Here is a 23,227-nt window from a genome sequence, read left to right as displayed (position 1 = left end):
GTTAGTCCTTCGGTGCCAGCGCTTTGGCGGCGATCGCGGGAAGGAAGCTGTGCGCCTCCGGGATATGCGCTGCGCTCACCCGGCGCCGGAACACCCAGTACGTCCAGGCCTGGTACGCCAGGACCAGCGGCAGCCCGATGCAGGCCACAATGCTCATCAGGCCCAGGGTGTAGTCCGAGGACGAGGCGTTGGAGACGGTGAGATTGAACGCGGGATCCAGCGTGGACGGCAGGACCACGGGGAAGGCGGCACCGAAGATGGAGGCGCTGCCGAGCAGGAGGAAGGCACCCAGCGACATGAAGGCACGGCCTTCGGCACCCTTGCGGGCGAAATTCCACGCCAGGACCGCGGCGGCGACGGCGCCGACCACGGCGGCGATGGTCCAGGCCTCGCCGCTGAGGAGCTGGAGGCTCACCGCCCAGCCGGCCATGGGCAGCAGCAGCACGGGCAGCAGCCGGACGAACCAGGCCCGCGCCCGGTGGCGTACCTCGCCGTCGGTCTTCAGGGCCAGGAACCCGAGCCCGTGCAGGAGGGAAAATCCGACGACGGCGAGCCCGCCGAGCACGGCGTAGCCGCTGAACCAGGCAAACGGGCCGCCCTCTCGGTCGCCGTTCGCGTTCAGCGGCAGTCCCGTGGTGGTCAGGGCCAGTGCGGCGCCGACGCCGAAGGCCGCGACGAACGACCCTGCCGAGATGGCCCAGTCCCAGCGGGCGCGCCACCGGGGGTTGTCCACCTTGCCGCGGTATTCGAAGGCGACCGCCCGGAAAATGAGCGCCACGAGGACCAGCAGGAGTGGCAGGTACAGGGCGGAGAACAGCGAGGCGTACCAGAGCGGGAACGCCGCGAAGGTGGCGCCGCCGGCGGTCAGGAGCCAGACTTCGTTGCCGTCCCAGACCGGGCCGATCGTGTTGATCAGGACGCGGCGTTCCGTGTTGTTCCGGGCGAATCCCTTCATCAGCATGCCGACGCCGAGGTCGAAGCCCTCGAGGAAGAGATAGCCCGTCCACAGCACCGCGATGGCAACGAACCAGATGGTGGGTAGCAGTTCCATGCTGAGAATCCTCTGCGTATTTTTCGTGTGGGTTGCTGGGTGGTGGGTTGCCGGGCGGGCGCCTAGTAGGCGAACGCCAGGACGTCGTCGTCGGGTTTGCCGGGACCGCCCCGGGGGGTGGTGTCCTCGTTTTCGTCAACGGGGGCGTGGGCAAGTTCCGGCATGGCCGAGGCCACGCCGCCGCGGATGTACTTGACCAGGAGCTTGACCTCCACCACCAGCAGCACAGCATAGATGGAGGTCAGGACCACGAGGGAGGTCAGGATCTCTCCAGCCGAAACTCCCGGTGAGACGGCCGCGGCGGTGAACATGAAGACCTGGTCGATGCCGCTGGGGTCCGGGTTCGGGGCGACGACGAACGGCTGTCGGCCCATCTCGGTAAAGATCCAGCCCGCCGCGTTGGCACCAAACGGTGCGAGGATCCCGAACACCGCCAGGCGCATGAGGCCGCGGGAGGCCGGCACTGTTCCCTTGCGGGTTGCCCACAGTGCCAGGAGGGCGGCGAGGGCGGCCACGCCGCCGAAGCCGATCATCATCCGGAAGCCCCAGTAGGTGACTTCCATGACGGGCACATACTGGATTTGCTGTCCGGCGCGGTCCCCGTAGATGGGGTTGTCGGGCAGGGTGGTGCCGTACTTGGCCTGGTACTCGCCCAGCAGGCTGTTGACGCCCTTGACCTCCGTGGTGAAGTCGCCCTTGGCCAGGAAGGACAGGATGCCGGGGACCTCGATCACGGCCACGATGTCATCGCAGTTCTTGGCGCCGAGGTTGCCGACGCTGAGGACCGAGAAGCCGGTGCCATCATGGCAGGCCGCCTCGGCGGCGGCCATCTTCATGGGCTGCTGCTCGAACATGAGCTTGCCCTGCAGATCTCCGGTGACGGCGGTGCCCGCGAAGGAAATCATGGCGACGACGGCGCCGATCCTCAGCGAGCGGATCCAGACGGTGTGGTCACTGCGGTCCCGGCCGAGGATGCCGGCGGCTTCGCCGGGGATCACCTTGCCGTCGGCCCCGATGGTGTCGATGCCGTCGTGGCGGCGGCGCCACAGGTGGTACCAGGCAATGCCGAGCAGGAACCCGCCGGCGACGGCCAGGGCGCCGAAGAGAGTGTGGGGCACGGCGACCAGGGCCGTGTTGTTGGTGAAGACGGCCCACGCGTCGGTCATGACGGGCCGGCCGTTGACCATTCCGACGCCGACGGGGTGTTGCATCCAGCTGTTGGCCACGATGATGAAGTAGGCCGAGAAGACGGAACCAATGACGGCGATCCAGAGGCAGGCCAGGTGGACGGCGGGCTTGAGCTGTTTCCAGCCGAAGATCCACAGGCCCAGGAAGGTTGACTCGACGAAGAACGCCAAAAGCGCTTCCAGGGCCAGCGGGGCGCCAAAGACGTCACCGACAAAGCGGCTGTACTCGCTCCAGGCCATGCCGAACTGGAACTCCTGCACGATGCCGGTGGCCACGCCCATGATGAAGTTGATCAGGAAGAGCTTGCCCCAGAACTTGGTCATGCGCAGATATTCCGGCTTGCCGGTGCGGTACCAGAGCGTCTGGATCACAGCCACCACCAGCCCGAGGCCGATCGTGAGCGGCACCATCATGAAGTGGTAGACCGTGGTGATTCCGAATTGCCAGCGTGCGATTTCCAAGGCGTCCAAGGCAGTCCCTACTTTTGGCTAGGTCCGAGCAACTTCTACGTGGCGTAGAAGTAATTCTTCTACAGAGTGTAGAACACATCGTCGCTTCCCCGTAACCCAGACTCCCACGGCACGTCACGGCCTGCAATGGAACAAAGGCCCTCTCCCGCCACCCCGGGTCGGCGGCGCGACACGCCGGGCGGCCGTGTTCTACTTCATGTAGAAAGAATGCGCAAAACGCGGTAAATTTGTAAACGAAGAATTCACACACACCGCCCCGGCAGGCACCAGCAGTTTCCCAGCATGACGCCGGCGCGGCAGGCATAGAAGGATGTACGCAATGGCAAGTCTCGGTGAACTGGAACGGGCAGTGATGGACCTGCTCTGGGCAGGCCAAGAAGCTGCGACAGCCAACACTCTGCGGGACCTCCTCGCACAAAGCACCCAGCCCCAGGACGGCAGCGCCGGACACGTGGGCAAAGACCTCGCGGTCACCACGGTGCTGACCGTACTCTCGCGCCTTGAGCGGAAGGGTCTGGTGGAACGCGAACGCGGCACCCGCCCTCACCGCTACCAGGCCGTCTCGAGCCGTGCGGACCACACCGCGGAACTCATGCACGAGGTCCTCGGCTCCGCTCCGGACCGCGAAGCCGTCCTGGCCCGGTTCATTGGTTCCGTCACGGATAACGAGGCAGAAACCCTGCGCAAGCTTTTGGGCCGCAGCTAGCGCCCGATGTTCTGGACCTCATATTTTCTGGCGGTCCTGGCGATAGCATTGGCGTGGCCGGTGCCTGTCCTCCTCTCCCGTGCCCAGTGGCCGGCCCGCTCCCCCTTCACGGCGATGCTGTTGTGGCAGGCGATCGCGCTGGCCGGTGGCCTGTCCATGATCGGCGCCATGCTGGTTTACGGGCTCGAGCCGGTCGGGGACAACCTGCTCTCCGGCCTGCGGGCGCTGGCTGGCATGGTCTTCCACAATGCCCCCACCACGGAACTGGGCTTCTGGCACATCTTTGCGCTCTCGGCCGCGGCCCTGCTGACGGCGCACCTGGTATTTACCCTGCTGCTGACCTACTACAAGATCCAGCGCCAGCGCCGCCGCCACCGCGAGCTGCTGGACCTCCTGGCGTCGCCGTCCTCCGACGGCCCGGGGACGATGGTCCTGAACGTGGACTCGCCGGTGGCGTACTGCCTGCCCGGCGGCGCACGGTCCGTGACGGTTCTCTCCGACGGCCTCATGGCCGCCCTGGAGCCCGATGAGTTGCGTGCCGTGCTAATTCACGAGAACGCCCACCTGAGCCAGCGCCACCACCTCCTGCTGTGGGCCTTCGCCGCGTGGCGCCAGGCGCTGCCGTGGCTGCCCACCACCCGGCTGGCGCAGGAGTCGGTCAACTCCCTGATCGAGATGCTGGCCGACGACGTCGCGCTCAAGACGGAGAGCAAGGCGACCCTGATCAGGGCGATTGCCATTGTGGCCAGCGGGTCCCCGGCCACCCCCGCGGTGCGCCTGGCGTTCGGCGAGCCCGGCGTGGCCGACGGCGACCCCAGCCAGCCCGGCGCCACCGGAGGCAGCGGCTCGGCGGGCACGACGGCGTCACGCGTCAGCCGCCTGCTCTCGCCGCAGCCGCCGTTGTCGGAACCGCTGCGCGCCGCTGTCCTGGCCTGCTGCGTGCTGCTCCTGGCCGTGCCGACGGCCCTGCTGCTGGTCCCCGGCCTGCTCGGCTAACTCCGGCCCCCTGCCACTCCTGTCATCCGGCCCCCACGCCGGACCGCCCCGCCACAGGAACGGCGGAGCGGCCGGTTTCGCGCCAGGATAGCCATCTGCGCCGCTATTTCAGCAGCTTGCTGGCCTTGAATTGCAGGTCGACGTTGCCGGACCCGTTGCCCTTGGACGTTCCATTGATCGCCGAGGTGGTCATGGCGAAGGTCAGTGTCGAGTGGGCGATCGCGTCGGCCATTTGCTCCAGCACAGTGGTGTTGACGTTGGCGAGAGTGTCGCAGGCCTGGTGGTAGCAGGCGTCATGAGCCACGTTTGGTGTCCCGCCGAACACTGCCGCTTCCGCCACCGTCTTAAGGTCTTCCGCGCCGGTGAACAGGCCACCCGCCGGAATCCCGTTGTTGATGAACCCGGAGTAGTCCGAGCGCCCGTCGAACTGCGTCGGCGCAGTAGGCAGGTTCTGGGACTTGAAGTAGTCCAGGAAGACCTTCTCGACGAGCCCGGAGCCATTGGGGCCCTTCGTGCCGAAGGAGGAGCCGTCGCCGTCGTAGACGAACCGCACAAAGTTCGGCGAGCCGACCATGTCGAAGTTGAGGTTGACCGCGTGCGCCTTGATCTGGCTCGCCGTCAGCTGGGATGTGTAGAAGTCGGAGCCGACAAGTCCGGGCTCCTCCCCTCCCCAGAAGGCGAAGCGGACCCTGTTCACGGGGGTCTGGCCCGACGCCTTCAGCTGGATCGCCGTCTCGAGGATGGAGGCTGTCCCGGTGCCGTTGTCGTTGATGCCCGGCCCTTCCGGCACGGAATCCAGGTGCGCCCCCACCAGGACGGTGCGGTCCGCGCGTCCGCCGGTGTCGGCCAGGATGTTGAACGAGGTCAGCTTGGTGACGGTGGAGTTCACGGCGAGGTGCATGCTGACGCCGTTCAGCCCGGCGAGTTCGGCGCCGGTGGCGAAGCTGGTGCTGACCACCGGGATACCTGCCTGAGGCGCGTCCAGCGTGCCGCCGAAGAGGGCAAAGCGCTCGTCCGCCGGGTCCGCATTGCCCTGGTTGAAGATGATGACGCCGGCCGCCCCGGCCGCGGCGGCGTTGTCCGCCTTGATCCGGAAGGTGCAGGTGCCGCGCTGGATCAGGGCGATGTTGCCCGCCGTGAACCCGCCGAAGTCGGCTGCCTCGCAGCCGCTGGTGGAGGCCCGGTCGCCGGCCAGGTTGATGTCGACGGCGCTCAGCGGGGCCGTGACGTTGCCGGAACCGGAATAGTTCATATCGAGGAAGCCGTCCGGGGCGTCATAGGCGTAGGTCCGCGGGGATGGCGAGAGGCGCTCCATCGACGCCGAGACGGTGTCGTAGCGCTCGTAGGGGAAGGTTTGGCGGACCGGGGTGTAGCCGGCGGCCCACAACTTGCGCTCGATGTACCGGGCGGAGGCTTCGTATCCCGGAGTGCTGGCAGCCCGCGTGCCACCGTTGGCGTCCGCGACGGCCTGGAGGGCCGCGAGGTGTTTCATGATGTTTGTTGCCGACACGGCAGCGCGCAGGGGTGCCGTGTTTGTTCCGTTGTCAGCGAGTGCGGGCGGCGCAAGGCTGGCCGCCAGTCCGATCGAGGCGGCGATGGCCGCACGGCGGATATTCCGGCGTTGCTTCATAGGGTTCTCCTGGATTCGGCTGCGGAATCCAATCCGGGCGTCCTTGCCCGCAAGGGTGAGATGAAGCTATCGGAAGCACCTTGGGCAAAGGTTGAGAGAACCAGACGCCGGCGAAGCAGCCGCGACGGCACAGATTTCGGTCGCCGGGCCCGTCCCCGCCGGCGGAACGTCAGGCGTCGATGCGCTCCCGGTCCAGATTGGCGGCGCCTGCAATGATGAAGTCCTTGCGCGGCGCCACGTCCGAGCCCATGAGGAGGTCGAAAGTCTCTTCGGCCTGCTTGGCGTTCTCGATCCCGACCTTGCGGAGCGTCCGGTGTCGCGGGTCCATGGTGGTTTCGGCCAGCTGTTCGGCATCCATTTCGCCCAGCCCCTTGTACCGCTGGATCGGCTCCTTGTAGCGCTTGCCCTCTTTGGCGAGCCGCGCCAGCAGGACATGGAGCTCAGCCTCGGAGTAGGTGTAGATCATCTCGTTGGCCTTCTGGCCGGCGTTGACGACCTCCACACGGTGCAGCGGCGGGACGGCGGCGAAGACGCGCCCCTCGTCGATCATCGGACGCATGTAGCGGAAGAAGAGCGTCAGGAGCAGGGTCCGGATGTGGGCGCCGTCGACGTCGGCGTCGGTCATCAGGATCACTTTGCCGTACCGGGCGGCGCTGATGTCGAACGTGCGGCCGGAACCGGCCCCCACCACCTGGATCAGGGCAGCGCACTCGGCGTTGGAGAGCATGTCCCCCACCGAGGCTTTCTGGACGTTGAGGATTTTGCCGCGGATCGGCAGGAGCGCCTGGAAGTCGGAGGACCGCGCCAGCTTGGCGGTGCCGAGCGCGGAGTCACCTTCGACGATGAACAGTTCGGAGCGTCCGACGTCGTCGGTACGGCAGTCGGCCAGCTTGGTGGGCATGGAGGAGGTTTCCAGCGCATTCTTGCGGCGCTGGGTTTCCTTGTGGACGCGCGCCGAGATGCGGGACTTCATCTCGCTGACGATCTTTTCCAGCAGCAGCGCGGACTGGGCCTTGTCGTTGCGGTTGGCGGAGGTCAGCTTCGCGGTGATCTCCTGTTCCACCACCTTGGCCACAATGGCCCGGACGGCGGAGGTGCCCAGGATTTCCTTGGTCTGGCCCTCGAACTGCGGTTCGGCCAGCCGGACGGTCAGGACCGCGGTCAGGCCGGCGAAGATGTCGTCCTTTTCAATCTTGTCGTTGCCGGCCTTGAGCTTGCGGGCATTGGTCTCCACGGCCTTGCGGAAGGTCTTGAGCAGGGCCTGCTCGAAGCCGGACTGGTGGGTGCCGCCCTTGGGCGTGGAAATGATGTTGACGAAGGTCCGGACCGTGCTGTCGTAGCCAATCCCCCAGCGCAGCGCGACGTCGACCTCACAGTCGCGTTCGACCTCCGCGAGCTGGCTGTGGCCCTTTTCGTCGAGGACGGGGACGGTTTCCTTGAATTTCCCGGCACCGTGGAGGCGCCAGATATCCGTGACGGCGGGGTCGGCGGCGAGGAAGTCGACAAATTCGGAGATGCCGCCGTCGTGGTGGAAGACCTCTTCATGCGGGCCCGATTCTCCGGGCGTGCCGGCAATCCTGCGTTCATCCCGGACCGTGAGCTTCAGTCCGGGGACCAGGAACGAGGTCTGGCGGGCACGCGCGGCGAGGTCATCGTAGGAGAATTTGGCGTCGGGCGTGAATATCTGCCGGTCCGCCCAGTAGCGGATCCGGGTTCCGGTCACGCCGCGCTTGGCCTTGCCCACGACATCGAGCACAGAGCCGTCGATGAAGGGTTCGAACAGGGTCGCGGGGTCCGGCTTGGTGCCCGGATCCTTGAACCGGCCCGGTTCCCCCCGGCGGAAGGACATCTTGTACGTCTTGCCGCCTCGGTCCACTTCGACGTCGAGGCGGGCCGAGAGCGCGTTGACCACCGAGGCGCCCACGCCATGCAAGCCGCCGGAAGCGGTGTAGGAGCCGCCGCCGAACTTTCCGCCGGCGTGCAGTTTCGTGAAGACGACTTCGACGCCGGTCAGCCCGGTTTTCGGTTCGACGTCCACGGGGATGCCGCGGCCGTCGTCGTGGATCTCGACTGAGTTGTCCGCGTGGAGGATGATCTTGATGTCGTGGCCGAAGCCGGCGAGGGCCTCGTCGACGGAGTTGTCGATGATTTCCCAGAGGCAGTGCATGAGGCCGCGGGAGTCCGTGGAGCCGATGTACATGCCCGGGCGCTTACGGACTGCCTCGAGGCCCTCCAGCACGGAGAGGTGCCGGGCGGTGTAATCAGAACTGGGTGCCACGGGTCGTGAACTCCTTAAAGGATCGGGACAGCCACCGCAGCGTGCGCAGGCGGCAGTCACAGAATTTGACGCACTTCCTAGGTTAGCCGGACTCCGGGTGATCGACGGTCTGCCACTCCCCGCGGGGGCTCTCCGGCCACCCGCCGTTACTGAGACGTGATACGCGGACAGCGAAAGTAGGCCATCCGTGCCATGGTTTGGCCACGAATGCTGGTTATATAGGTATACCGATCTACTAAGGAGGCCGAACATGACAACAGCAGTTGCGGACCGCACACTGACCGCCGCAGACCGGTGCGATCGTTGCGGAGCACAGGCATATGTCCGAGTTGTTCTCGGTGCCTCCGGCGGTGAGCTTCTTTTCTGCGGCCACCACGCACGCGCCGTAGAACCGACCCTCAAGCCGCTCAGTTCAGACTGGCATGATGAGACTGACCGCCTTCACCAGAAGGCCCCGGTTCCGGTCGACTAGACCGCACCGGTTTCAGCCCGGCACCCTACAGGGTTCCGGGCGACCTGAGACCACTGCATCAGGGCCCCTCCATACCGGAGGGGCCCTGATTCGTTAAGTGCTGTTTCGTCAGGTGCCGGGTCGGTTAAGTGCCGTGCACCCGGCTGCGGCGGCAAAAAGCAATGCGGGGTCCCTTCCTGCCCGTTCCTCCGGTGAGGATGGGCGGGAAGAGACCCCGCATTGCTGAGAACCTTTACCCGGTCTGCGACCAGTGGCGCTTAGTCCAGGTAGTCGCGCAGGACCTGTGAGCGCGACGGGTGCCGCAGCTTGGACATGGTCTTGGATTCGATCTGGCGGATGCGCTCACGTGTCACACCGTAGACCTTGCCGATTTCGTCTAAAGTCTTCGGCTGGCCGTCGGTAAGGCCGAAGCGCATCGCTACCACGCCGGCTTCGCGCTCGGAGAGCGTATCCAGCACCGAGTGCAGCTGTTCCTGCAGCAGGGTGAAGCTCACGGCATCCGCGGGAACCACGGCTTCGGAGTCCTCGATGAGGTCGCCGAATTCGGAGTCGCCGTCCTCGCCAAGCGGGGTGTGCAGCGAGATGGGCTCGCGGCCGTACTTCTGGACCTCCACGACCTTTTCCGGGGTCATGTCGAGTTCGAGGGCCAGCTCCTCCGGGGTGGGTTCGCGGCCGAGGTCCTGCAGCATCTGGCGCTGGACTCGGGCCAGCTTGTTGATGACTTCCACCATGTGCACCGGGATGCGGATGGTGCGGGCCTGGTCAGCCATGGCGCGGGTGATCGCCTGGCGGATCCACCAGGTGGCGTAGGTGGAGAACTTGAAGCCCTTGGTGTAGTCGAATTTCTCCACCGCACGGATCAGGCCCAGGTTGCCTTCCTGGATCAGGTCCAGGAACAGCATGCCGCGCCCGGTGTAGCGCTTGGCCAGCGAGACGACGAGGCGGAGGTTGGCCTCCAGCAGGTGGTTCTTGGCGCGCTTGCCGTCGTGGATGACGAATTCGAGCTCGCGCTTGAGTTTCGGGTCCATGGTGCCGTCGTCGGCTGCGATCTTTTCTTCAGCGAAGAGACCGGCCTCGATCCGCAGGGCCAGGTCTACTTCCTGTTCGGCATTCAGCAGGGCGACCTTGCCGATCTGCTTCAGGTAGTCCTTGACGGGGTCGGCGGTGGCGCCGGCAGACATAACCTGCTGCACCGGAGCGTCGTCGTCGTCGGCGTCGGAGTAGACGAAGCCGGAGCCGGTGGTGGCCGCGGCCTTGCCGGCGACTTCCTCGCCTTCTACTTCGTCGCCGAGCTCGGCGGCGTCGGGCGTGATGTCGTCGAGATCCTCTTCGGCGTCGACGTCATCGTCAGACGTACTGGCAGAGTTGCCGGCGGCTTCTGCCGCGGCTTTCGCGCCGGGCTTGGGCCCGCGCTTCTTGGGCTCAGGCTTGGCGACTCCGGTTACGGTGTCGCCACCCTCTGCGGAAGCGGCGTCCTTGACAGCCTTGTTGGCTGCGCGCGTGGCGGCGCGCTTGGCGTTGGTCGCCGCCTTCTTCTCCTCAGGGGACAATTCGGCCTGGTCGGCGGGTTCCTTCTTCGCGGAAGACGGGGTCACTGAAAACCTTTCTAGCTGCGGTCTGCGGAATCACCATACGGGCAACACCACTATGACCCTGTCAAGTCCGTGTTCAACATCAGGTGCAACCACGACCAGCAGAGCCACTTAGTAGAACTGCTGGCGCGGCCTTAATGTTCCCTGTTTCCAAGGAACATTTAGGGCACTTGATACACGGACCCAACCGGGTCTCGGCAACCATTGTCTCACGGTTTTCAGGCCGGGTGCCTTTCGCGACGCCGGGTCGGCGATATCGCGGCGGCTTCGCCCGCCGCGTCAGGACCTCATGCCGCGTCCGGGGCAAACTTCTGCCAGGCCGCCTCCCGCCTGGCAGCCCAGCCGCAAAGGGTGCCGCGCCGGCCAAGCTCCGCCAGCAGTTCCGCGAGCCTGTACCCCGGGTGGCCCTGCAGGGCCTGCCGGTAGAGCGCGTCGGCGTAGGAGCCGCGGCCACGGCACCATTCGATCCAGCCCAGCGCCGTCACGGCGGCTGCCGTTGCCTCCCCGTCACCAAGACGGCCGAGCCGTTCCAGGACCCGCTCGAGCCCGCCCATCAGGGTCCAGTCCGGGACCGACGGCGCCAGTCCGAGCAGGACTTCCCCGTAACCGGGAACAGCCCCGGCAGCAGGCACGGCGCCGGCGGCGGACCCGCCGCTGCCGGGTGCCACCGGCAGAGGCGTCCGCGGAGCGGACTTGGTGCGGGAAGTGCGGCCGGACATTGGACCCGGCAGGGGGCTGGGCGTCGGTCCGAGCCATGAGGCGGGCGTGTTATCGGGGAAAGCGGCGGACCCGGGGTCCGGGTCGAAGATACCGAAGTCCTCGGCGCCGCGTTCGGCCGCGGACCGTCCGGCGGCCGCCATCACCAGGACCGCGTCCCGCCACGACGGAATGCACAGGCTGGCCCGCAGGTAGCCGGCGAGTTCCGGTGAGAGCTGAAGCGGCCGGCCACTGGTCCAGGGATCGGGCGTCCCGGAGCCGGTGGTTCCGGCATCGGTCCCGGAGCCGGTGGTTCCGGCGTCGGTCCCGGCGTCGGTGGTTCCGGGGTCGGGGACGGCACCCCTAGCCACGTCACCCGCGGTGGGGACAGGAAGGTGCTCCTGGCCAATGGCGGCCTGCATGGCCATCATCCAGACGTCGAGGACCTGGTCGAATTGGGCCCGGTCCCGCCGTCGAGGAGAGAATTGCTCCGCCCAGCCGCACTCGGCAAGGCTCACCGCGGGGTCCACCGGCAGCGGCGCCGGGGTGGTCCCCTGGGCGCCGGGGACCGCGCCGACGCTGCTGCCGCGGTAGACCATCTCGGCGTTGAGCCTGCTGTTCCTGATCTGTTCGACCGGACGGCCGGGCATCCCACAGCATTCCGGATCGCTGCAGTCTGCGTTGCGCCAGAACTCAGTACCGATAATCCAGGCGTCCCTCACGGGCAATCCGGCTGCCTCAAGGGCAAGCTCGAGTTCTTTGAGCAGGTCCGCCCACGCATGGCCGTCGCCGGCGCTGTCCGTCTGCGTATCGGCGCCGGCCTCAGCGTCAGTGAAGAAGGCCAGCAGCGAACCGTCAGCCGCGTCGTCCGCCTGCAGATAGGCCACGACATTCCGGGCAAAACCGGCCAGCATGTCCCTCCGGCCTGAGCCGCCTCCGGGCACGGGGAGGTCGACCCGCAAGGTGGCTCCGAGGCGTTTCCCCTGCAAGGTCATGGCCACGAGGCTGTCTTCCGGCCAGTAACCGAGGGAGTGCGGGATGAAGCCCAGAATGTCTTCGGGGCCGGTAATTCTCAGGTGATCGGGAGCTGTCATAAGTCCAGCTTCGCGGCGGCTGCGTCCCCGGCGACAGTACCGGGTTGCGCTATGTGGATAACCGCGACGAAGTCGGAACCACTATGGCGGAACCAGCGCCAACGGGCGGTGTCCTCCCCCCGCCCCCCCCCCGAATGCTGACAGGACGCCGGCCTTTCGCCAAACCGCACTAAACCGCACTATTTCGATGCAGTGGCCTCCACCGTTGCCGCGTTCGAGTCCGCGGCGCGGCGAATCTCTTTGACCTTCGCGATCTGCGGGGCGAGTTCCTGCATGCGGGTTGTCAGGTATTTGTCCAGGACTTTGTCCAGGGCAGCGTGGAACCCGGTCTTGTCCCGGCAGACGGCGTCGGTCACGGCGATTCTGAACTCTTCCTGGCCGCCCGCAGTTTTACCGGCATCGGCGGCCTGCCCCGGGTTAGAAAACGAGGCGTAAGGGGTTTCCTTCATGCAGGCCGCCCAGTCAGCGACTGCTTTGGTAATGCCCGAGTCGCCGGAGGCGGACAGGGCGGCCGGGAAAAACCAGTTGGAGGCGATGCCGGTGGCGAGCATGTAGTTTTCCGCGCTGCCGTAGATCTGTGTCATGGCTTCGCCGCGACATCCGCCGGAGGACGTTCCCATACCGTCCACCGTGGTCATTGACGCGGTGTCCCCGGGCCCGGTGAGTGCCTTGGTGAAGGCTGGATTGGCGAAGAGTTTGCCGTCTGCGGACCCGGGAGCCGGCTCGTGAGGTCCCTGCGGTCGGGTGCTGGCGTAGCCGCTGGCTTTGGCGGCGTCGACCGTGAGCCGTTTGAATCCGATGGCTCCGTTGAGGTCCATAGTCGTCTCGGCGGCGGGCGGTGTGTAGTCGAAGCCGGCCTTGGCCATGCAGCGGCGGACAGCCTCCTGCATGCCCTTTTCGGCTATCGGATCTGTTGAGGCGTAGGCCTCTGCCTGGCGGATGATCCCTGGGACGGGCTCCGGGGACGCGGTGACCGACGCGGCCGGGATGGCGGCCGCGGCCAGGGCGGCGCCGGTGCCTACGATCAGCACGGCAGCGCCGAAGATCTTCTTTTTCATGGTGGCTCCTTCGGTTGTTTTGGGCAAAGCGGTGGCTGTCCTTCCCGTATTGGGACGGCGTCGGAGGGTGGGGCGGTGCTGTTGTGAGGGCTAGTTGAGGACGTTGTTTTCGTAAGCGAAGGCGACGAGCTGGATGCGGTTCTTCAGCTTCAGTTTCGCCAGGATGCTGCCGACGTGGGATTTCACAGTGGCTTCGCTGAGTACCAGTGAGGCCGCGATTTCGGCGTTTCCCAGCCCTTTGGCGGTAAGGAGAAACACGTCGCGCTCCCTTCCGGACAGGTCTGCCAGCGCGGCGTCGTTCCCGGAAGAGGGCGTGGTGTAGTCGCGTAGCAGTTCGTTGGTGATGGCCGGAGCGATGACTGAGTGCCCCGAGTGAACCGTTCGGATGGCGGCCAGCAGGAAGTCCGGTGTGGTGTCTTTGGTCAGGAAACCGGCGGCGCCGGCCTGGATGGCTCGGACGACGGCTTCGTCATGCTGGATCGTGGTCAGCACGATGATCTTGGTGGCAGTTCCAGTGGACTTTTCCAGGATCGTCCTTGTGGCCGTGATGCCGTCCATGACAGGCATGCGGATGTCCATGAGGAGCACATCAGGGGAGGTCTCCTGCACGAGTTCGACGGCGGCCTCTCCGTTGACGGCTTCGCCGACAAGGTCCATGTCCGCCTGGCTGCGCAGAATCATTTTGAGCCCGGCGCTGAACAGCGGCTGGTCATCGGCCAGGGCAATCCGGATCGGTGTGGTCGTCATGGTTGTGCTCCCTCCAATGAGCGCAGGCGGGGCCCGTTGGAGGCGGCCGCTGCCTGCTGCCTAGGTCCGGCCGACGGGAGGAAGGCCAGTACTTCGAAGGTCTCTTCGCCGCGGACTGTTTCCACCCATCCGCCGGCGGCTGCGGCGCGGGCTTTCATTCCTGCTATCCCGCGGCCCGATGGGGTGGCCTTTGTCGTCGCGGCCGGGCTGGTGATCAGCGAGGAGTTGATGCGGAGCTCAAGGGATCCTGCCGTCCACACCAGGTGCAGGTGCGTACCCTGGCTCCGGTCTCCGTGCTTGAAGGCGTTTGTGAGGCTTTCCTGCGCCAGGCGGTAGACCGTTAGCTGCTGGGCGGCGGTCATGTCCCATGGCTGGCCCGTCGTTTCGATCGTGACCGCCATGCCGCTGGAGCTCAGACGGTCGGCAAGAATCACCAGGTCTTCAATTTTGTGAGTCGGTTGGTTGCTGAGCTCCGTGGAGAAGCCTTCGATGAGCCGGCGCGTTTCGACAAGGGCGGTCCTCGCCGATTCGGCGATGACCTTGGATGCTTCTTCCACGGTTTCCGGTTCTGTGCGGTGGATGAAGCGTATTCCGTCGGCCTGGGCCACGATGACTGTCAGTGAATGTGCCAGGACGTCGTGGAGCTCCCCGGCGATTCTGTTGCGTTCTTGTTCGATGGCGAGTTCGGTCGCGGTCTCCCGCAGCCGTGTTTCCGCCGCGAGCTGCGCCCTTCGGCTCCTCGAGGCGTTGTTTACTGCCACACCGACGGCCCAGGCGGCGAGGTTCAGGGCGGCGAAGGCTCCAAAGATCAGAAAGGCGTAGGTGAGGGTTCGCAGTAATCCCCTGCCGTAGATCGGGCTGGCGAAGATGATGTTGATCCAGGTCTGGTCGGTGAACCAGTTGACGGTGATGATGCCGGCAAATACGACAGCAGCAACGGGGAGGACCCACCGGTTCCGGGCTTTCCAGCCGATGACGGCGACGAAGATGACCACCGGAACGACAGCGTAGCTCAGCACGCCCGAGAGAAAGACCAACGGGAAAACCTTCAGGCTCTGCAGGGCCAAGGCGGCGAAAACCAGCCCCACGGCAGCGGCCGGCAGGACCTCGGCCACAGCGACGCCGGTCAGGAGCGCCAACAGAAGGGCGCTGTTCTGGTCGAAATGTCGCTCCTCCAGGATAAAGAGAGTCCCCAGAAGCAGCACGGACGTGGCCGGTGCCGCGAGGAGCCTCAGAGACTGGATCGGTTTGAACATGCCTTCACCCTAAGCTGGCGTCCACATCTCCAACGCTCGTTCTGAGTTAGTTCAACCCCGATAATGAACAACTTCAGCCATACGGATGACCGATCAGCCCGGCCCACCACATATTCAGGGCGTGCGGCGGCGCTCCGCGACCAGCCTGCGCTGCTCGGCCAGGGACTTGAGCAGGGGCGGAACCATGACTCCCTGGGCCGCCATTTGGCGCCGGACCTTCCGCCGGGTCACCACGATGGCTCCTGCTCCCCCGGCCAGCAGCAGGAACTGCACGCTCAGGGCCACGCGGAACGGATCCAGGCCGTAGAGCTCCCCCTGCGAGAACCCGGTGGCATGCAGGACGTCGAGCACCAGCCCGATCAGGTAAATGGACACGAGCGCGGCGATGAAGCCACCCACGTTGACTATCCCGGTGGCGGTGCCGAGCCGGTGGGCCGGGTTGAAGGTCCGGGCGAAATCGAAGCCGATCATGGAACCGGGGCCGCCGACGGCGAGGGTCACCACCAGCGCAGCCAGGAGCCAGAGCGGCGCGCGTCCCGGCACCAGCAGAACTGCCGCCCAGGCGGCAGCGGTGCATCCGGAAATGAGCAGCACCATGGTGGAGCGCCGCAGCGGATGCCGGGCAACGAATCTGCCCATCAGCGGTCCGGCGGCGATGGCGCCGGCGACGTACAGCGCCATGAGGGCCGAGACCGTGCCGCGGTCCAGCCCCTCGGCCGAAATCAGGAAAGGGTAGCCCCACGTCATGGCAAAAACCGTGCCACTGAACTGGACGGTGAAGTGGCTCCACAGCCCGAGCCGGGTCCCGGGTTGCCGCCAGGCGTGACCCAGCGAAATGCCGGTGGCGCGCAGCCCCTGTGACTGTGCCGGTGCGGAGTGCCCAGGTGGAAGGTCCTGGAGCAGGATCAGCACCAGCACGACGGCGAGGCCGGACATCGCGCCGAGCGTCAGGAAGGCCGGCGTCCACCCCGCGGAGTGCAGGATCATGGCGAACGGCACCACGCTGAAGAGCTGGCCGAGCTGGCCGGACATGCCGGTCAGCTGCGTCAGGAGCGGGACGCGCCCCGGGGCGAACCAGAGCGGGATGAGCCGGATGACGGAAATAAACGTCATGGCGTCACCGGCGCCCACCAGGACGCGTCCCAGGACTCCGCCGGGTATGTTGTCGGCAAACGCCAGCTGAAGCTGGCCGAGTCCCATCAGGACACCACCGCCCGCCAGCATCGCGCGGGAGCCGAACCGGTCCACCAGAATCCCCACGGGAATCTGCAGCGCCGCATAAACCAGCAGCTGCAGCACGGTGAAGAAGGAGATCTCCGCGGCGCTGGCGTGGAAGCGTTCCGTTGCCTCCAGGCCGACCACACCGAAAGAGGTCCGTTGGCTGACCGCCACGAGATAGGCGAAGATCCCGACGATCCAGATCAGCCAGGCGCGGGGAGAGGTCACTCCCCCATTATGCCCGGTTCATGATAAATAGTATTTATTCGCCGGGTTCTTTACGGGCCAGGTACGCCTCGACGGCGGCACCAAGGGCGTCGGCATTGGGGAGCTGGTCGTTCTCATCAGCCAGCAGCGACCTCCGGACCGTCCCCTCGGCCTTTTCGTCGTACCGGGTCTCCAGCCGTGAGACCACCTGCTGGACCTCCTCGGATGCCTCGATCTGCTCGGCTATCTGCCGGCCCACCTCGCGTCCCGCCTCGCGCAAACGATCGGTCGGCAGCATGAGCGACGTTGCCGCGCCCAGGTACTCGAGCCCGGCCACGGCGGCCGTGGGGTACTCGGCTTCGGCCAGGTAGTGCGGCACATGGATCACATAGCCGGCGATGTTCCGGCCGGCCTCCGTCAGCCGCAGCTCCAGGATGTGGCCCACCGCGGCCGGCACCTCCACCGTGGGCTTCCAGACCGAGATTCCCTCGATCAGCTCCGGCCGGTTGCCGTGCACGGTCACACCGACCGGCCGGGTGTGGGGCACGGGCATCGGGATCGAATGGATCCAGGTGACGAGGTTGACGTCGAGCTCTTCGACGAGGCCGACGACGGCGCGAGCGAAGCGCTCCCATTGCAGGTCCGGTTCGAACCCCGCGAGGAGCAGGAACGGGCTGCCCAGTCCGTCGACCAGCCGGTAGAGGGCCAGGCTCGGTGCCTGGTAGTCCTGCAGGTGGTCCTCGACGAAGCTGACCTGCGGGCGCCGGGACCTGTAGTCGATCAGCTGGTCGGCGTCGAACTCGGCGATCATCTCGGTATCGAGCGTGTCCAGCAGTTCAGCGGTGATCTGCCGGACCACGTGGCCCGCGTCGGCGAAGCCGGTGAACCCCATGACGAGGTTGAGTCCGCGCAGTTCGGTGCTGGAGAACAGCGCGTCATCACGGATATAGAGCGACTGGGGATCCAGCAAAGAGCCGGAAATCCGTTCAATCACGGCGTGTTCCTTTCACGAGGGCGGCGGTGGGAGAAGCGGGGCGCAATCCGCCATTCGGGCGGTGCCTGGCAGAACGGCCAGTCAGGCGGATCCTGCCGGCCAGTCCCATGGAGCACTCACCGCTCGCAGCGTCTCTACCAATACAACGCCCCGGCGCCCGGGCTAATTCCTGCCCGGGGTGTGCTCCAGCTCTCATTCGATTGAATTTCCGCACGGTCGAGAGACTACGATCGGTGATGGCCCTAGGGCTTGTTTTGCAGACACCGGGTTGCGTCCCAGACCGACGGCGCCCCGGGATCCGTGGCAGGACGCCAAACATGCAGTTCCTGCCGAATATCACCGAGAACCATCACAGAGAATTGAGGACTGTCCTCGTGGTCAAGAATAGTGAAGTCAAACTTAGTGCAGTCGCAGGGGATTTGAAGAAGTCCCCCAGCGATGCCCTCGTCATCGGCGTCGGACAGGGTCCTGACGGCCCCGTTCTGCTCGACAATCCGCTGACGGCCAAGGCCGCGGAGGCCCTGGCGGAATCACTGAGCGTTCTTGGCATCACCGGCGCGGCGGACCAGGCTCACCGGCTGCCCGGCCTGCCCGAGGCGGGAGCGACCATCCTGCTGCTCGCCGGCGTCGGCAAGCTTTCCGCCACGCAGCCGCTCTCCGAGGAGGCACTGCGCCGCGCCGCCGGCTCGGCCGTCCGCCAGCTGGCCGGCGTCGCCACCGTCACCCTGGCCCTGCCCACCACCACCCTGGCCGAGGTCGCGGCGGTCGCCGAGGGCGCCGCGATGGGCGCCTACTCCTATACGGAGTTCCGGTCCTCCAAGGACGGGCTCAAGGATCCGGTGAAGAACGTCATCATCCGTACCGACTTCGCCACGGACAAGGCGCTGGCGCCTGTCCTGAACCGGGCATCCCTGATCGGCACGGCCGTGAACTCGACCCGCACGCTGGTCAACCAGCCGCCGAGCCACCTCTACCCCGAGTCCTTTGCCGACGCCGCCAAGGAACTGTCCAAGGGCCTGCCGGTGAAGGTGACCGTCTGGGACGAGAAGCGTCTTGAGAAGGAGGGATTCGGCGGCATCCTCGGCGTCGGCAAGGGCTCCACCCGGCAGCCGCGCCTCGTAAAGGTCGAATACGCCCCGGCGAAGGCCACGGCCAAGATCGCCCTCGTGGGCAAGGGCATCACCTTTGACACGGGCGGCATCTCCATCAAGCCGGCCCTGGGCATGGGCGACATGAAGTCCGACATGGCGGGTGCCGCCGTCGTCCTCAACACCGTCCTGGCCCTCGCGGGCCTCGGGCTGCCCGTCAAGGCGACCGCGTGGCTCTGCATCGCCGAGAACATGCCCTCCGGCGCTGCACAGCGCCCGGCGGACGTTCTGACGATGTTCGGCGGCAAGACCGTCGAGGTCCTCAACACCGACGCCGAGGGTCGCCTGGTCATGGCCGATGGCATCGTCGCCGCCAGCCAGGAATTCCCGGATGCCATCATCGACGTCGCAACCCTCACCGGCGCCCAGCTCATTGCTCTGGGCGACCGCACGGCCGGCGTGATGGGTTCCGACTCCCTTACCGGCGCCATCAAGACCGCCGCGGACCGGGCCGGCGAGCTCGTCTGGCCCATGCCGCTGCCGGAAGAACTCCGGGCCAGCCTCGACTCCCAGGTCGCCGACATCGCCAACATTGGCGAACGCCACGGCGGCATGATGACGGCGGCCGTCTTCCTGCGCGAGTTCGTTGGCAAGGGCAAGGACGGGGAACAGATCCCGTGGGCGCACATCGACATCGCCGGCCCGTCGTTTAATAACGGCAGCCCCTACGGCTACAACCACAAACAGGGCACGGGCTGCACCGTCCGCACCTTGGTGGCCTACGTCGAGGACATCCTCACCAAGACCGTCTAGCGCGCATCGCGGCTTTGTGGCCGGGGCGGCGATGCCTTCCCGGCCACAAAGGCGCGTGACACTGGACACAAGCGCTCCACAAACGCCATGGCAAGGTGGAGCATGTATTAGTGGTTCGCTAAGGTAAACCTTGTTTCCCAGAAGCAGACCCCAATGTAGTAGTCACAAATGAAAGGGAACCGGCCGGCTGGCACAATCACAGCAGACAGGTTCCAAGACCAGATGATGCGTACTCTCGTGTCATCGTTCACGCGAGGGAGCGTTTTAGTGGCCGATCAGGCAACTGCGCAAGAATTCGACATCCTGGTACTCGGCGGCGGCAGCGGCGGCTACGCCACCGCACTGCGTGCTGTCCAGCTTGGCCTCACCGTCGGCCTCATCGAAAAGGGCAAGCTCGGCGGCACGTGCCTCCACAACGGCTGTATCCCCACCAAGGCCCTGCTGCACTCGGCAGAGCTGGCGGACCACGCCCGCGACTCGGCCAAGTACGGCGTCAACGTGACCCTTGACAGCATCGACATCACGGCTGTCAACGCTTACAAGGACGGCATCATTGCCGGCAAGTTCAAGGGCCTGCAGGGTCTGATCAAGGGCAAGAAGGGCATCACCGTCATTGAGGGTGAAGGCAAGCTTCAGGGCACCGACACCGTCGTCGTGAACGGCACCGCGTACAAGGGCAAGAACATTGTCCTCGCGACCGGCTCTTACTCCCGCACCCTGCCGGGGCTGGAAATCGGCGGCAAAGTCATCACCTCCGACGAAGCCCTCACCATGGATTACATCCCCAAGAGCGCGATCATCCTGGGCGGCGGCGTAATCGGCGTCGAGTTCGCCTCGGTCTGGAAGTCCTTCGGCGTCGACGTCACGATCGTCGAAGGCCTCCCGTCGCTGGTTCCGAACGAGGATGCCACGATCGTCAAGGCCTTCGAGCGCGCCTTCAAGAAGCGCGGCATCAAGTTCTCCACCGGTGTCTTCTTCCAGGGCGTCGAGCAGAACGACGACGGCGTCAAGGTCACCCTCGTGGACGGCAAGACCTTCGAGGCCGACCTCCTGCTTGTTGCTGTGGGCCGCGGCCCCGTCACGGCGAACCTCGGCTACGAAGAGGCCGGGATCACGATCGACCGCGGCTTCGTCATCACCAACGAGCGCCTGCACACCGGCGTCGGCAACATCTTCGCCGTCGGCGACATCGTCCCCGGCGTGCAGCTGGCGCACCGCGGCTACCAGCAGGGCATCTTCGTCGCCGAAGAGATCGCCGGCCTGAAGCCGGTCATCGTCGAGGACGTCAACATCCCCAAGGTCACCTACTCCGAACCCGAGATCGCCACCGTCGGCTACAGCGAGAAGGCCGCCAAGGAGAAGTTCGGCGAGGACCAGATCCAGACCCAGGAATACAACCTGGCCGGCAACGGCAAGAGCTCCATCCTGGGCACGTCCGGCCTGGTCAAGCTGGTCCGCCAGAAGGACGGCCCCGTGGTCGGCGTCCACATGATCGGCGCCCGCATGGGCGAGCAGATCGGTGAAGCACAGCTGATCGTGAACTGGGAAGCCTACCCGGAGGACGTGGCCCAGCTGGTCCACGCCCACCCCACCCAGAACGAATCCCTGGGCGAGGCGCATCTGGCGCTGGCGGGCAAGCCCCTCCACGGCTAGCAGCTCCGCCCGCACCATCGCATGAACTCAGAGCCTGGTGCACCCGGCCCGAAAAGCCGGGTGCACTAAGCTCGACCAAGGCAGCAATCATCCGCACTAAAGATCAATAAGGAGAACGGGGACGACATGTCTGAATCCGTTAACTTGCCCGCCCTCGGTGAGAGCGTCACCGAAGGAACCGTCACCCGCTGGCTCAAGCAGGTCGGTGACCGGGTAGAGGTGGACGAGCCGCTGCTCGAAGTCTCCACCGACAAAGTCGACACCGAGATCCCCTCTCCGATCGCCGGCGTGATCGAGGAAATCCTCGTCGCCGAGGACGAGACCGCTGAAGTTGGCGCCCCGCTGGTCCGCATCGGCTCCGGCGAGGCCGCCCCCGCAGAGGCTCCGGCCGCAGCCGCCGAAGAGGCACCGGCTCCCGCCGCAGCTGCGCCGGCCGCAGAAGAGGCTCCCGCGGAGGCTCCGGCCGCCGAGGCCCCTGCCGCCGCTCCGGATTCTGCTCCGGATTCTGCTCCGGCCGGTGAAGGACACGACGTCACGCTGCCTGCCCTGGGTGAAAGCGTCACCGAAGGCACTGTGACCCGCTGGCTGAAGAGCATCGGCGACACCGTAGAGGTCGACGAGCCGCTGCTCGAGGTTTCCACCGACAAGGTCGACACCGAAATCCCGTCCCCGGTTGCCGGAACGCTTCTGGAAATCCGCGTCAACGAGGACGAGACGGCCGAGGTCGGCTCCGTCCTGGCCGTCATCGGTTCCGGCGCAGCGGCACCGGCCGCACCCGGGCCCGCCGCGGCCCCCAAGCAGGAAGCAGCACCGGAAGCTCCCAAGCAGGAAGCGCCGGCCGCCCCCGCACCGGCAGCAGCACCGGAGGCTCCCAAGCAGGAAGCTCCCGCAGCGGCTGCTCCGTCAGCTCCCGCGCCTGCGGCAGCAGCTGCCGCACCGGCAGAGTCCGGCTACGTCACTCCCCTGGTCCGCAAGCTGGCCAACCAGCAGGGTGTCGACATCGCTGCCCTGACCGGCACCGGCGTCGGCGGCCGCATCCGCAAGCAGGACGTGCTGGCAGCTGCCGAGGCAAAGGCAGCACCGGCCGCCTCCGCACCCGCGGCAGCCCCCGCCGCATCTGCGCCGGCAGCCGCGGCATCCGCAGGCGCAGCGTCCTCGCTGCGCGGCACCGTGCAGAAGGCCCCGCGCATCCGCCAGGTCATTGCCCGCCGCATGCGCGAGTCGCTGGACATCTCCACCCAGCTGACCCAGGTCCACGAGGTCGACATGACCAAGGTTGCCAAGCTGCGCGCCAAGGCCAAGAACTCCTTCCAGGCCCAGAACGGCTCCAAGCTGACCTTCCTGCCCTTCATCGCCAAGGCTGTTGCCGAGGCCCTGAAGCAGCACCCGAAGGTCAACGCCTCCTACGACGAGGACAAGCAGGAGATCACCTACCACAACGCCGAGCACCTGGCGATTGCGGTGGACACCGACAAGGGCCTGCTGGTTCCGGTCATCTCGGACGCCGGCAACCTGAACCTGGCCGGCCTGGCCGGCAAGATCGCCGACGTCGCCGACCGCACCCGCAACGGCAAGATCGGCCCGGACGAGCTTTCCGGCGGCACCTTCAGCATCACCAACATCGGTTCGGTGGGTGCCCTGTTCGACACCCCGATCATCAACCAGCCGCAGGTTGCCATCCTCGGCACCGGCGCGATCGTCAAGCGGGCCGTAGTGGTCGCCGACGAGAACGGCGATGACTCGCTGGCCATCCGTTCGATGATGTACCTCTCCCTGACGTACGATCACCGCCTGGTCGACGGCGCCGACGCAGGACGCTTCCTGCAGACGCTGAAGGCACGCCTTGAGGAAGGCGCCTTCGAGGCCGACCTCGGACTCTAGGGTCTAAAAGCGCACACCGACGGCGACGGCGGTGCGGGCTCCGGTGGGAAACCACCGGAGCCCGTGCCGCCGTCGCCGTTTTTGCTGTTCCGCCCCGGGGCCGCGGCGGGTCCTACTACGGTGCGTAGAAGACTCTGGC

The 23,227-nt window shown here is 66.2% G+C and carries 17 protein-coding genes; 6 read left to right on the top strand and 11 right to left on the bottom strand.

What is annotated here, in order from left to right; genetic code table 11:
• Window position 1: 1 nt before the first annotated feature.
• Window positions 2-1,051, bottom strand: a complete 1,050-nt coding sequence (gene cydB, locus AC1DKN_RS05125; protein ID WP_230008859.1) for a cytochrome d ubiquinol oxidase subunit II — start codon at window positions 1,049-1,051, stop codon at window positions 2-4.
• 62 nt (window positions 1,052-1,113) lie between these two features.
• Window positions 1,114-2,709 carry a cytochrome ubiquinol oxidase subunit I gene (locus tag AC1DKN_RS05120; RefSeq protein WP_476870605.1) on the bottom strand — a complete coding sequence of 532 codons (1,596 nt, stop codon included), beginning with the start codon at window positions 2,707-2,709 and terminating at the stop codon, window positions 1,114-1,116.
• Window positions 2,710-3,028: 319 nt separating this feature from the next.
• Here AC1DKN_RS05120 and AC1DKN_RS05115 point away from each other — a divergent pair, with 319 nt between their 5' ends.
• Together AC1DKN_RS05115 and AC1DKN_RS05110 are read left to right on the top strand one after the other, a co-directional pair.
• Window positions 3,029-3,415, top strand: coding sequence for a BlaI/MecI/CopY family transcriptional regulator (locus AC1DKN_RS05115; protein WP_018772400.1), 387 nt, complete (start codon window positions 3,029-3,031; stop codon window positions 3,413-3,415).
• A gap of 6 nt (window positions 3,416-3,421) precedes the next feature.
• Window positions 3,422-4,411: a M56 family metallopeptidase gene (locus AC1DKN_RS05110; protein ID WP_223917105.1), complete on the top strand. Its 990-nt coding sequence runs from the start codon at window positions 3,422-3,424 to the stop codon at window positions 4,409-4,411.
• A gap of 103 nt (window positions 4,412-4,514) precedes the next feature.
• Here the strand turns inward: AC1DKN_RS05110 and AC1DKN_RS05105 are convergent, their stop codons facing one another.
• Both AC1DKN_RS05105 and AC1DKN_RS05100 read right to left on the bottom strand, forming a co-directional pair.
• Window positions 4,515-6,041, bottom strand: a complete 1,527-nt coding sequence (locus tag AC1DKN_RS05105) for a M20/M25/M40 family metallo-hydrolase (protein WP_476859818.1) — start codon at window positions 6,039-6,041, stop codon at window positions 4,515-4,517.
• Between the two features lie 169 nt (window positions 6,042-6,210).
• Window positions 6,211-8,319 carry a DNA gyrase/topoisomerase IV subunit B gene (locus AC1DKN_RS05100; RefSeq protein WP_018772397.1) on the bottom strand — a complete coding sequence of 703 codons (2,109 nt, stop codon included), beginning with the start codon at window positions 8,317-8,319 and terminating at the stop codon, window positions 6,211-6,213.
• A 250-nt stretch (window positions 8,320-8,569) separates the two neighbouring features.
• On the opposite strand from AC1DKN_RS05100, the gene AC1DKN_RS05095 reads away from it, so the two are divergent.
• Complete coding sequence (locus AC1DKN_RS05095; protein WP_026266251.1) at window positions 8,570-8,791, top strand: DUF7455 domain-containing protein; 222 nt, start codon at window positions 8,570-8,572, stop codon at window positions 8,789-8,791.
• Between the two features lie 257 nt (window positions 8,792-9,048).
• On the opposite strand, the gene AC1DKN_RS05090 is transcribed toward AC1DKN_RS05095, so the two are convergent.
• The 7 genes from AC1DKN_RS05090 to AC1DKN_RS05060 all read right to left on the bottom strand — a co-directional run bounded on the left by AC1DKN_RS05090 (window position 9,049) and on the right by AC1DKN_RS05060 (window position 17,653).
• Entirely contained in the window at window positions 9,049-10,386 is a 1,338-nt protein-coding gene (locus AC1DKN_RS05090; protein ID WP_018772396.1) for an RNA polymerase sigma factor, read from the bottom strand.
• Between the two features lie 284 nt (window positions 10,387-10,670).
• On the bottom strand, window positions 10,671-12,173 hold the full coding sequence (locus AC1DKN_RS05085) for a DUF4192 family protein (RefSeq protein WP_476870604.1): 1,503 nt from the start codon (window positions 12,171-12,173) through the stop codon (window positions 10,671-10,673).
• Between the two features lie 179 nt (window positions 12,174-12,352).
• On the bottom strand, window positions 12,353-13,231 hold the full coding sequence (locus AC1DKN_RS05080; protein WP_476870603.1) for a hypothetical protein: 879 nt from the start codon (window positions 13,229-13,231) through the stop codon (window positions 12,353-12,355).
• 90 nt (window positions 13,232-13,321) lie between these two features.
• Window positions 13,322-13,978 (bottom strand): response regulator, encoded by a 657-nt coding sequence (locus AC1DKN_RS05075; protein ID WP_476859821.1) that lies wholly within the window; start codon window positions 13,976-13,978, stop codon window positions 13,322-13,324.
• The gene (locus tag AC1DKN_RS05070; RefSeq protein ID WP_476870602.1) at window positions 13,975-15,234 is read right to left on the bottom strand and encodes a sensor histidine kinase; all 1,260 of its coding nucleotides are present in this window, start codon (window positions 15,232-15,234) and stop codon (window positions 13,975-13,977) included. Before AC1DKN_RS05070 ends, AC1DKN_RS05075 begins: the two co-directional genes overlap by 4 nt.
• Window positions 15,235-15,348: 114 nt before the next feature.
• Window positions 15,349-16,680, bottom strand: coding sequence for an MFS transporter (locus AC1DKN_RS05065; protein WP_476870601.1), 1,332 nt, complete (start codon window positions 16,678-16,680; stop codon window positions 15,349-15,351).
• Window positions 16,681-16,714: 34 nt separating this feature from the next.
• A complete protein-coding gene (locus tag AC1DKN_RS05060; protein WP_476850450.1) occupies window positions 16,715-17,653 on the bottom strand; it encodes a proteasome assembly chaperone family protein in 939 nt (312 codons plus the stop codon).
• Between the two features lie 374 nt (window positions 17,654-18,027).
• On the opposite strand from AC1DKN_RS05060, the gene AC1DKN_RS05055 reads away from it, so the two are divergent.
• The 3 genes from AC1DKN_RS05055 (at window position 18,028) to sucB (ending at window position 23,088) form a co-directional block, all read left to right on the top strand.
• Window positions 18,028-19,554 carry a leucyl aminopeptidase gene (locus AC1DKN_RS05055; RefSeq protein WP_476870600.1) on the top strand — a complete coding sequence of 509 codons (1,527 nt, stop codon included), beginning with the start codon at window positions 18,028-18,030 and terminating at the stop codon, window positions 19,552-19,554.
• Window positions 19,555-19,821: 267 nt separating this feature from the next.
• On the top strand, window positions 19,822-21,207 hold the full coding sequence (lpdA, locus tag AC1DKN_RS05050) for a dihydrolipoyl dehydrogenase (protein ID WP_018772391.1): 1,386 nt from the start codon (window positions 19,822-19,824) through the stop codon (window positions 21,205-21,207).
• A gap of 126 nt (window positions 21,208-21,333) precedes the next feature.
• Window positions 21,334-23,088 carry a 2-oxoglutarate dehydrogenase, E2 component, dihydrolipoamide succinyltransferase gene (gene sucB, locus AC1DKN_RS05045; protein ID WP_476870599.1) on the top strand — a complete coding sequence of 585 codons (1,755 nt, stop codon included), beginning with the start codon at window positions 21,334-21,336 and terminating at the stop codon, window positions 23,086-23,088.
• The last annotated feature ends 139 nt before the right edge of the window (window positions 23,089-23,227 follow it).

This window comes from Arthrobacter sp. 01N444 (assembly GCF_056399305.1).
Note: the sequence above shows the minus strand (reverse complement) of the source record. Positions and strands in the feature narration are given on the sequence as shown.